Origin of the sequence: Mycobacterium sp. (genome assembly GCF_025965855.1) — a bacterium.
Classification (GTDB): domain Bacteria; phylum Actinomycetota; class Actinomycetes; order Mycobacteriales; family Mycobacteriaceae; genus Mycobacterium.
Map to the genome: position 1 here is coordinate 1 of NZ_JAOPWB010000170.1, position 10,930 is coordinate 10,930.

Here is a 10,930-nt window from a genome sequence, read left to right on the forward strand (position 1 = left end):
CCGCCGCCTCCACATCAGCCCTGCCCGCCAACGCCACCTGGGCCGACACCTGACCGGTGCTCGGGTTGAAAACGTCAGCGGAGCGGCCGGACCGGCCGGCGGCGCGCTTGCCATCGATGAAATGCGGGATCTGGGTGGTCATGGTGTCCTCGGATGTCGTTTACTCGCGAATACTTGCATATCCTAGTAAATGCGGATCGGGTTCGCAAGGCTGCTGTTCAGGCAGGCCGACCTGTCGCCGGCGCGGCCGTCCCGATCCGCCCAGATGAACCGCGAGCGGTTCCGGGTCGTGTTAGTGCTGGGGCCGCGAGGTCCTCGGCACCCAAGAAAGACGACAGGAGACTCACGGATGACGACGGAGACGCATGACGGCCCCGACGCGGTTGTCATCGGCGCGGGGCCGGCCGGTCTAGCCGTCGCACGCCAACTCGACTATCAGCATGGGATCAAAGCGCTCGTCGTCGACCGTGCAGCGGCCCCGGCAATTTCGTGGCGCAGGCGCTATGACAACTTTCGCCTCAACACGACCGGGTTCTTGTCGCACCTTCCCGGACAACGGATTCCGTTGAACGCCGGCCGTTGGCCGACCAAGGAGGACATGGTCCGCTATTTCGATCACTACGTTGCGCGGCAGAACATCGCCATCATGCTCGGATGCGAAGTCCACCGCGTCGACCGTGTCGGGGGAGTCTGGCGACTCGCCACGTCGTCGGGTGAGATCCGGACCCCGGCAATCGTCCTCGCGACCGGCAACTACAGCGCACCCACCATCCCCGCATGGCCCGGTCTCAGCCGTTTCAGCGGCGAGATCGTTCACTCCGGGGACTTCACAAACGCTTGGCCCTACCGCGGGCGCGACGTCCTCGTCGTCGGCGCGGGCAATTCGGCCGCCGACATCGCAGTTCAGCTGGTCTATGACGGCGCGCGACGGGTTTGGCTCTCGGTGCGCACGCCGCCGCACCTCGTGCGGCGGTCCATCGGGCCGTTTCCATCGGACATCTTCCTCGAGCTGTTCTCGAAAGTTCCCGCGCGGATGGTCGATCCGCTGATCGGGCGCATGAACCGCCTGATGTGGGGTGACCTGTCGCCCTACGGCTTCGGTCGGCCAACGCTCGGGCTGAAGGCGACGGTGGAGACCCGAGGTCGCATCCCGACGCTGGCCGACGAGCTCATCAACGTCGTGCGGGCCGGGCTCGTCGAGGTCGTCGGCGCCGTCGAGGCGATCGAATCCGACGCCGTGATCCTCGCCGACGGCGCGTCCGTAGCGCCGCAGGTGATCATCGCTGCGACCGGGTTCGGCACCGATCTCGACGGCTTGGTCGGACACCTTGGCGTCCTCGACGAGCACGGCAACCCCCGTGGCGGCTTTGCCTCGCACGTCGGCGACGGAATGTTCGCGATCGGATACGGCATTCCGCCCAATGGCCCACTGCGGGCGATCCGCACCAGGGCCACGCCATTGGCCCGCGAGGTGGCCGCCTACCTGCGGCGGATTCCTCCATCCATGCGGGCGCAACGTGAATGTGCGCCCGAGGATCTCGTCGCACCGGGGCGCCGGTTTCCGACATCTTAATGGCGGTGTCTCCTTGACGATGCAGACCGAGACCGACACCGCGAAAACATAAGGGATACAATGATTTTACTCTCCACCGCAAAGACCTTCTACCGTGGCGCAGACGGCTACGAAACGGCCCGTCGGGAAACGGTATGGAATGGCCTTCTGCCGGACCGTTTTCCCGATGTGATCGTGCAGGCGCACGACGCCGACGACGTGGTCGCAGCGCTCCGTTATGCGCGGGCCAACGGACATCAGGTCGGCGTACGGTCGGGTGGGCACAGCTGGGTGGCGAGCCACCTGCGCGACGGCGGCATGCTGCTCGACGTCAGCCGCCTCGATGACTGCACTGTCGATCCGGATCGGATGATCGCGGATGTTGGCCCGGGCAAGGTCGCCAGCGTCTTCGCGACAGAACTGGACGCACAAGGGCTATTCTTTCCCTCCGGCCATTGCGAAGGCATTCGTCTCGGCGGCTATCTGCTGCAGGGCGGATACGGCTGGAACAGCCCGGCGCTCGGGCCGGCATGCGAGAGCGTGCTTGGACTGGAAGTCGTCACCGCCGACGGTGAACAGATCTACTGCGACCCCGAAAACCATCCAGACATGTATTGGGCCGCCCGCGGCTCTGGGCCGGGCTTCTTCGGTGTGGTCACCTCCTTCAAACTGCGGGTTCACCCACGTCCCCCGGTGTGGGGCACCTGCCTGTACATGTATCCGATCGAGGTCGCCGACGAGGTGTTTACCTGGGGACGCTCGATAATGTCCGAGATCGACGACCGGGTCGAACTGCAGATCCACACCGCGCGCAGCTTTCCGGGAGCCGGGCTCAACCAACCCGGCATCACGATCGCCGCGCCGGTATTCGCCGACTCGGAGGACGAGGCGATGAAAGCTCTTGCGCTGCTGGGCACTTGCCCGGTCATTGATAAGGCGATCGTCAACCTCCCTTACGCGCCGACAACTTTGGCCAACTGGTACACCGCCGTGATGACCAGTTACCCGAAGGGGCACCGATACATCGCCGACAACATGTTCACATCGGCTTCCGCCGAAGAACTGTTGCCCGGCATTCGCAAAATCATCGAAACCATGCCGCCGCACCCCTCGCACTTCATTTTCACGGGCTGGAATACGTCCCCGGCGCGCGCGGACATGGTGTACGGCGTAGAAGACGAGGTCTACCTCGCGCTCTACACCATCTGGCAGAACCCGGCCGACGATGACCGGTATCGCGACTGGGCCGCGTCCAACATGGCGGCGATGTCTCACTTGGCGACCGGCATATCGCTTGCCGACGAGAATCTGTGCCGGCGTCCGGCGCGATTTATCGCCGAACCGAACATGGCACGCCTCGATGCGGTGCGCTCGGCCTACGACCCGGATGGTCGATTCCACAGCTGGATGAGCGGCGCCTGACCAACGGCGGCCTGCCTCTTGGCTAACCGTGGCCGGTGTGCCACGCATGAACCAAACGGGCGCTTCGATCGTTTCACCAGTAAGGAGGTGAATGGAGTGCCTATTCTCACGAGGTCGGCGGGTGCTGAAGCCGAGTTGATGAAGGCACTCTACGACGAACACGCCCCGGACTTGCGGCGCTACGCATTCCGCGTGACCGGCAATCGGGCCGGCGCTGAAACCTGGCGCAAAAGACGCTATTACGGGCTTCGCGGCATCCGGCGATCATCGGCGACATAACTCATCGACGATCACCGCACCGCACGGGCGGCGACGTCACCTCTACTGGCGATCCGAATGGCCAGTCAACTACGAAATATCCCACGTACCAAGAGATTTTCCAGGAGATGGAAGTTACACAATGATGCCGCTATGGCGGCCCGGGACGCCGATCGGCGCTGACCTATCCGGGCATGACGAGTACGCGATGTGGGATGCCGCATACGTGCTGGGAGCATTGTCGTCCGCAGAACGGCGGCAATTCGAAGCGCACCTGGCCGACTGCCTGTTGTGCCGCAGCGCCGTTGGCGACCTCAACGGCATGCCGGGCCTGCTGTCGCAGCTGGATCGCTACGACTTGGTGGCGATCGACGAGGCCGACCGCAGTGGAGCAGAACCGTTGCCGCCCGACGAGTTGCTGCCGTCCCTGCTGGCCAAGGTGACCTGGCGACGGCGCCGGTCGCGCATCGCGGCCTGGACGGCTGGAGCCGCCGCGGCCGCGGTGCTGGCGATCGGTGTCCTTGTCGGCGTCCAGGGCCAATCCTCGACATCCGTGCCGATGCCGCCGCAGGCGAGTGTGTCGGTTCAGCCGATGGCACAGGTAGGGACGAACAGGCTGGCCTCGACGGTCTCGCTCAGCGGCCAGCAGTGGGGAACGTTCATCTCGATGAACTGCGTCTGCCTCGCCCCGCTGAACGCCCATCACGACACGCTGGCGATGGTTGTGGTAGGTCGTGACGGTAGTCACACTCGGATGGCCACCTGGGTGGCGAATCCGGGCCATACGGCGGCGCCCGCTGGCAGCATTTCGACGCCTGTCGATCAAATCGCCTCTGTGCAGGTGGTTTCCGCCGACGACGGCCAGGTGCTCCTGGAGCGTTCGCTGTGACTTACGCCTCGATGTGAACTGAAGTCACCCGCAGGTCGTGTTACGGGCATCGACACAAGTTAGGGAGCAGATGCCAAGGCAATACAGGGTTGTCGACCATATCGTCGAGCACCTCGCGAGAATCGACAGCGATTACATATTCGGTGTCGACGGGGCCAACATCGAAGATCTCTACGACGCGGCACATTTCAGTTCGGACATCACCGCGGTGCTGGCCAAGCACGAGTTTTCTGCGGCCGCGATGGCCGACGGGTACAGCCGCAGCGGCGCCGGTTTGGGGGTAGTGGCGGCGACGTCTGGCGGAGGCGCGCTCAATCTCATTCCGGGCCTTGGGGAATCATTGGCCAGCCGAGTGCCGGTGTTGGCATTGGTGGGTCAGCCCGCAAGCACGATGGACGGTCGGGGCAGCTTTCAAGACACCAGTGGCCGCAACGGATCACTGAATGCCGAGGCGTTGTTTTCTGCGGTGTCGGTGTTTTGCCGGCGGGTGTTGACGCCCGCCGATATCGTTTCGGCGTTGCCCAGCGCCATCGCGGCGGCGCGAACCGGAGGGCCAGCAGTCTTGTTGCTGCCCAAGGATATCCAGCAGGCCAAGGTCGGTATCAACGGCTACGGCGGTAATGACGGGCGTGGCTTCGAGCGCCCGGGGGCAAGCATCGGTGATCCACATGCGATCGTGCGCGCTTTGCGGCGAGCGACTGGACCCATCACGATCATCGCCGGCGAGCAGGTGGCGCGCGACGACGCCCGGTCGGAACTCGAGGAGCTGCGGGCCCTGCTACGCGCACGGGTGGCATGCGTGCCCGACGCCAAAGATGTAGCCGGCACACCAGGGTTCGGTTCGTCGTCGGCACTCGGTGTGACAGGTGTGATGGGCCATCCCGGTGTGGCCGACGCGGTCGCGGCGAGCGCCATATGCCTAGTGGTCGGCACCCGACTTTCGGTGACCGCCCGCACCGGCCTCGACGACGCGCTCGCGGCGGTGCGGACGGTTTCGATCGGCTCGGCACCCCCATACCTGCCGTGCACTCACGTGCACACCGAGGATCTGCGGGGATCGTTGAGGATGCTGACCCGGGCGTTGTCCGGGCGGGGGCGGGCACGAGGGCTGCGCGTGCCCGATTTCGTTGCAGACACCGAACTTAGTCCACCGCCCTTCGCCGGTGCGGGTGTGCGCTACCGCGATGCCATGGTCGTGCTCGATAGCGTGTTGCCCGACGGAACCGACATCGTCGTCGACGCCGGCAACACCGGCGCATCCGCGATCCATCACCTCCCCGTACGCCGGGGCGGTCGCTTCGCGGTCGCACTCGGCATGGGCGGCATGGGCTACAGCTTCGGTGCCGGCATTGGGATGGCCTTCGGCCGTGCGATGAACCGCGGGCTTAGCGGGTCTAGCCGTCGCACCGTGGTGATCGCCGGGGACGGTGCATTCTTCATGCACGGCATGGAGGTGCACACCGCGGTGCAGTACGGGCTGCCGGTGACTTTCGTACTGTTCAACAACAACGCCCACGCCATGTGCGTCACCCGCGAGCAGCTGTTCTACGACGACCTGTACAGCTACAACCGCTTCGCTCCCAGCCACCTGGCGGCCGGTCTGGCGAGCATGTTCCCCGGGCTGTCTTCGGTGGACGTGGCCGACATCGACGCACTACCCGCGGCATTGGAACGGGCAATGGCCGTCGACGGCCCGTCCGTGGTCAGCATCGAGTGCGCCGCCGACGAAATCCCGCCATTCGCAGCATTCCTGAACAGACAACCTGCCAATCAGGTTGTCGATCAACAGATCACAACACCAAAGGAGAACCGAATCCATGTCCCTACCAGCGCTTGACGATATCGTCGTCCATCGCGGCACCACCGAGCCGATCGAGGGATTGGTCCGCATCGAGACCTCGCCACTGGAGGAGACCGCCCCCATGTTCATGGAGAAGATGCGGTCGGTATACCCGCACGAGGAGGTCTTCGGCCAGTACTGCACGGTCAACGACTACATCGACTGCCCACCCGACGAGCTGTTCGAATACCTGGCCGACACCCGCAGCCTCGAGGAGTGGACCTACACCCTGCGTGACTTCAGACCCACCGAGGACCCCGGGCTGTGGCTGGCCTACGACCGACTGCTTCCGGACACGGACATCTACACCCGCACGGTGGCCAACGCCGAGGCCCGTACCGTCGACTACCACTGCGCCTGGGACCAGGGCCAGCACCTTTGGATGATCTACCTGATGCGGGTACTCGACGCGCAGGTGGTGCTCGGCAAGCCCGGTTCCGTTGTGCTGTGGACCAATTGCCGCCATCCGTTCTACGACAATAACCCGTATCCGGAGGCCGGCCCGCCGGAGCGCACGGGCTGGGTCGGCGACTTCTGGGACATCTTCGGTGCCGGTCACGGGCTGGAACTGAACAACCTCAAGTCGATCGCCGAATACCGCCACCGCAACGGACTGCCGATCACGCCGGCCTGGATGAGGGCATCATGAACCAGCCCGCCGTCAGCCTGACCGACGTCTCCAGCTATCTGCCCGGCGAACCTGTCGGCGCCGACTATTACGCGCAGTTCGCCGGCTCGGACGACCTGGCGGCCAACCTGATGTTCCGCGCGCCCAAGTTCCGCCATCACGTCGGGCCGGACGAAACCGTGATCGACATGGTCGAGCGGGCCGCACAGGGCCTGATCGAACGGCACGGCCGGGACGTCATTGCTAACGTCGACGTGCTGATCACCCACGCCCAAATGCCCGACGTGCCATTCTACGGCGGGGGCGGCGGCATCGCGCACCGCTTGGGCATGCGTCCTAACTGGGTGCTGGACCTGCATAACGGCGGGTGCGCGGCGTTCGTGCTGGGTCTCAAAGTGGCCCGTCAACTGCTCGCGTCCGGACAAGGGCGCACAGCGCTGATCGCGGTCGCACAGAACGCGGCGGGCCAGATCTTCGACCAGCCCGGGGTGCGCCGCAAGGCGCAGTCTTCGGTTCCGGGTGACGGTGCCGCGGTTGGACTAGTCACTGTGTCGGACGAATCGCCCATACTCGACATCGAGTGCCGCACCTACGGCGAATACGCCGGCGACATGACGCTCGTTATCGACCCGTCCCGCAAGTGGTGGCAGCCCGGCCCCGGTGAGGGCTGCATCGGATTCACCGAAACCAACATCGCCAAGGTGCTCGCTCGCGGCAATCAGCAGGTCCCCGAGGTGGCGCTTGCCGTCTGTGATCGAATCGGCCTGCCGTCCAAGGACATCGACCTGCTGGTCACCAATCAGCCAAACCGGGTGTTCCTGCGCAACTGGCGCGAAGCGCTCGAGGTGCCCGAATCGAGACACCTCGATACCTTTGACGAATGCGGCAACCTGTTCGGCGCCGGCATTCCAATCAACCTGGATCATGCGATATCCGACGGTCAGGTCAAGGCCGGCGACGTCGTGATGATGGCCGCCTTCGCTCACGCGGGCGACTTCGCTGGTGCGGCGGCGGTCCGCTGGGGCGGACGAAGCTGATGCAACCCCTGCTGGAGGCGAGCCCTGTCACCAGGGAGATCCTCGATGCGCTGCCGAACGCTACCGATCCATTCGCGTTGTCGCTCAACGAGAATCCGTTTCCGCCGCTACCGGCGGTACGCTCGGCGCTGGTCCGCTCGATCGATGTCGCCAACCGGTATCCGGAGTTCCTGCCCGAACGGCTACGCCACTTAATCGCCGGCCATATCGGAGTCTGCGACGAGCAGGTCGTGCTGGGCGCGGGTGCGAGCGGAGTGGTGATGCAGGTCCTGCACGCGGTGACGCGGCCCGGTGATCGGATTGTGCTGAGCGAGCCGACTTTCGACGGTTATCCGATCTTCGCCCGGATGGCCCGCCTGACACCGGTCACTGTTCCGCTCGACAAGCGCGGCCACCACGACCTGGAGGCACTGGCCGAAGCAGCGGCGGACGCCAGTGTCGTCGTCTTGTGCCGGCCCGACAACCCGACCGGCACCCTGGAACCTGTCGCGGATGTGCAGCGATTCCTGCGGCGGGTGCCGGACGGCACGGTCGTGCTGCTCGACGAGGCCTACATCGAGTTTGTCGCCCCCCAGCTCCGGATCGACGGACCCGATCTGGTCCGCCGATTTCCAAATGTCGTTGTGGTGCGGACGTTCTCGAAGGCCTACGGCTTGGCCGGACTTCGTATCGGGTACGGGTTCTCCTCACCGGAATTGGCCACGACACTGTGGGGAATGCAGTTGCCGTTCGGCATGGGCATAACCAGCTTGGTCGCGGTGGCGGCGTGCTATGACTCCGAGGACCAGTTGCGGCAACGCATTCTGCAAATCAGCAGTGAGCGTGATTACCTTTCCCGGCGCCTTCGGGCGAAGGGCGTATACACCACGGACGGGCACGCCAACTTCGTTTACCTGCCGACCGTTGGGCGACCCTGGCGAGAGGTCTTCGGCGACAGCGGGCTGAAGGCCCGCTACTACCCCGACGGCGCTGCCCGGATCACCGTTGGAAGCCGCGCATCCACCCGAGCGGTGCTGGCCGCAGTGGCCAGGTCGCTGGGTTGATCCCAGTCGCGCGCGGCGCCCCCTGGCATCGGAAGAGCTGACGCAGCAATGACTTCGACCGGCTGGGACGAGTACCGATCGCTGAAGCCACATTGTTGGCTGGTGCCACGCCATTTCGGTCCGGCGACACCACATTGCCACCGCGCCGCGGTGAACTTCTTGTATAGGTCCTGCGTGGTAGCAGTAGGAGGTTTTGAAGATGGATCCAATACTGACGCTCTACTTTTCAGCGGGCATGTCGTTCGCCGGACTTGGCCTGCTGAAGCTGCAGGTCCGGCTTGAGCGATGGGCTTACGATCGCCACGCAGAGGACTGAAGTGAGCCGTCAATCGAGGTGCGGGGGCGAAACGGATCGCGGGCCGATCGCGGCCTATCACCGCTACAGACGTTCCGCGAAGCTCATCGCGGGGCCCGACGCGCCGTCGACCCGGTCGCTTCGGATCCTCGTTGTCGGCGCCGGTGTGGGCGGCATTTCTATCGCTCGAGGATTATTGCGTGACGGACATGACGTCACCGTGTTCGAAAGGCGGCCGGATGTTAAGGCAGGTGGCGGCGCCGTAACCATCTGGTCCAATGGCTCGACCGTTCTGGGGCAGCTGGGGGTCGATATGGATGGGGCCGGTCAGCCACTGTCCACCGTGCGCGTCACGACACCCAGGGGTCGCTCGGTCGCCACTATGGACCTGACGGCGATCGTGGACCGGCTGGGAGAACCAGTTCGGATGGTCCCGCGTCGAGTCCTGCTTGAACGGCTGCTGGAAGGCTTTCCGGCCGATCGCGTCCGGTGTAACACCCGAGCGGTCGGGCTGACCAATACGCAGGGCGGAGTTCGGCTCGAGTTCGAGGACGGCAGCTCGGCCGAAGGAGATGTGTTGATCGGCGCGGATGGCCTGCACTCGATGGTTCGAGGCGTCGTCGGTGCGCCACCCGCGGAGCCGACCGGCTGGTGCAGCTGGCAGGGGCTGGTCACCCTGCCCGACATCGGCGATAAGCACGTCGCACAGATGATTATCGGCGAGCACGGGAACCTTGGGCTATGGCCGGCCGGAGGTTCGGACCTGCAGTGGTGGTTCGACTTGCCATGGTCGCACGACTTCGTGAGACCGGAACGCCCGATCGAGATGCTCCGGTCCCATTTCGAAGGATGGTCCGACTCGACTGACCGAGTACTCGCGACATTGACCGACGAGGATCTGGCCCCTTCGCCGTTCCCGCATTTTCGGCATCCGATCCCCCGCTCGGGCCAAGGCGCGGTCACGTTGCTCGGCGATGCCGCACACACGATGCCGCCGACGCTTGCGCAGGGAACCAACCAGGCGCTGCTCGACACGATGGTGTTGTGCAAGGCGCTTTCGGATTTCCGAAAGGGACGGACAGGGGTGCACAGCAATATCCGCGATCTCTCGGGTGCGCTGCGCTGGTACGAGAGCACCAGGCGACGCAAGGTCGAGGCGGTGTCCTGGGTGACCACCCAGCAGGTGTCCCGCAGCGAGTCCGCGCTGAAGCCGGCGGCGACGATCTCGGACCGCTTCATGACGTGGGCGCTGACAACGTTTCTGTGTGCGGTGAGTCACCGCCGGATCTCCGCGGAAGTCAGCCGGGACCTCGCGGCCGCCGCGACCACACTGCTTGTCGATGCGCATGAATGAATCGACGTCTTCGACCGTCAAGGCCACCAGGGTGCCACCCGCCAAGCTGGCCCGCGCTGTCGAGTGGATCCGCCACTATCTGTATCGGCTCCATCAACGGCTGACACCCGCGCCGGCAGCGATGATGGAGATGGTCATTGCCACCTGGACATCGCAGGCGATCACCGTGGCGGCTCAACTCGGTGTCGCCGATGCGCTGACCAACGGCCCACTGCCGATCGAGGAACTGGCGGCCCGGGTGGGCGCGAACCCGGACGCGCTGCGCCGGCTGCTGCGGGCATTGATCGGCAAAGGCATCTTCCGTCATCGCCGCGACGGACGCTATGAGCTGAATTCCCTTGCCGCGACCCTGCGTTCGGACGCGCCGATCTCGATGACTTGGGCGGCGCAGTTCTACGGGTCGGCCGAACAGCGCGAACGCTGGACCCTGATGGTGGACTCGATCCGAACCGGCAGCACGGTCGTTCCGGCATTGCGCGGCAAGGAGAGCTTCGACTACTTCGCCGGGGAGCCCGAGCTTGCCGAGCTCTTCAACCAGACGATGACGAGCGTCTCGGAGCTGACGGACGGGACGGTGGTCGCCGGCTACGACTTCAGCGTCTACCCCACGAT

Annotated in this window: 10 protein-coding genes and 1 pseudogene; 10 read left to right on the forward strand and 1 reads right to left on the reverse strand. The window is 64.9% G+C overall.

The window, feature by feature from the left end:
- Positions 1-142 (reverse strand): hypothetical protein (locus JWP83_RS13690; RefSeq protein ID WP_297730697.1); only part of this gene is annotated, 142 nt, incomplete at its 3' end.
- A 207-nt stretch (positions 143-349) separates the two neighbouring features.
- On the opposite strand from JWP83_RS13690, the gene JWP83_RS13695 reads away from it, so the two are divergent.
- The 10 genes and pseudogenes from JWP83_RS13695 to JWP83_RS13740 form a co-directional block, all read left to right on the forward strand.
- Entirely contained in the window at positions 350-1,573 is a 1,224-nt protein-coding gene (locus JWP83_RS13695) for an NAD(P)/FAD-dependent oxidoreductase (RefSeq protein WP_297730681.1), read from the forward strand.
- 60 nt (positions 1,574-1,633) lie between these two features.
- The gene (locus JWP83_RS13700) at positions 1,634-2,974 is read left to right on the forward strand and encodes an FAD-binding oxidoreductase (protein ID WP_297730683.1); all 1,341 of its coding nucleotides are present in this window, start codon (positions 1,634-1,636) and stop codon (positions 2,972-2,974) included.
- A gap of 138 nt (positions 2,975-3,112) precedes the next feature.
- Positions 3,113-3,249: pseudogene (locus tag JWP83_RS13705) on the forward strand (sigma factor); the annotation flags it as partial.
- Positions 3,250-3,374: 125 nt separating this feature from the next.
- Positions 3,375-4,121, forward strand: coding sequence for an anti-sigma factor (locus JWP83_RS13710; RefSeq protein ID WP_297730685.1), 747 nt, complete (start codon positions 3,375-3,377; stop codon positions 4,119-4,121).
- A gap of 70 nt (positions 4,122-4,191) precedes the next feature.
- Positions 4,192-5,958, forward strand: a complete 1,767-nt coding sequence (locus JWP83_RS13715; RefSeq protein ID WP_297730687.1) for a thiamine pyrophosphate-binding protein — start codon at positions 4,192-4,194, stop codon at positions 5,956-5,958.
- Positions 5,939-6,610: an SRPBCC family protein gene (locus JWP83_RS13720; RefSeq protein ID WP_297730689.1), complete on the forward strand. Its 672-nt coding sequence runs from the start codon at positions 5,939-5,941 to the stop codon at positions 6,608-6,610. Before JWP83_RS13715 ends, JWP83_RS13720 begins: the two co-directional genes overlap by 20 nt.
- Complete coding sequence (locus JWP83_RS13725; protein ID WP_297730691.1) at positions 6,607-7,626, forward strand: 3-oxoacyl-ACP synthase III family protein; 1,020 nt, start codon at positions 6,607-6,609, stop codon at positions 7,624-7,626. Before JWP83_RS13720 ends, JWP83_RS13725 begins: the two co-directional genes overlap by 4 nt.
- Positions 7,626-8,669 (forward strand): aminotransferase class I/II-fold pyridoxal phosphate-dependent enzyme, encoded by a 1,044-nt coding sequence (locus tag JWP83_RS13730; RefSeq protein ID WP_297730693.1) that lies wholly within the window; start codon positions 7,626-7,628, stop codon positions 8,667-8,669. The genes JWP83_RS13725 and JWP83_RS13730 overlap by 1 nt, the downstream gene beginning before the upstream one ends.
- A gap of 440 nt (positions 8,670-9,109) precedes the next feature.
- On the forward strand, positions 9,110-10,318 hold the full coding sequence (locus JWP83_RS13735) for an NAD(P)/FAD-dependent oxidoreductase (protein WP_297730699.1): 1,209 nt from the start codon (positions 9,110-9,112) through the stop codon (positions 10,316-10,318).
- On the forward strand, positions 10,305-10,930 hold a 626-nt coding region (locus tag JWP83_RS13740; RefSeq protein WP_297730695.1), incomplete at its 3' end, for a methyltransferase dimerization domain-containing protein. The genes JWP83_RS13735 and JWP83_RS13740, both read left to right, overlap by 14 nt.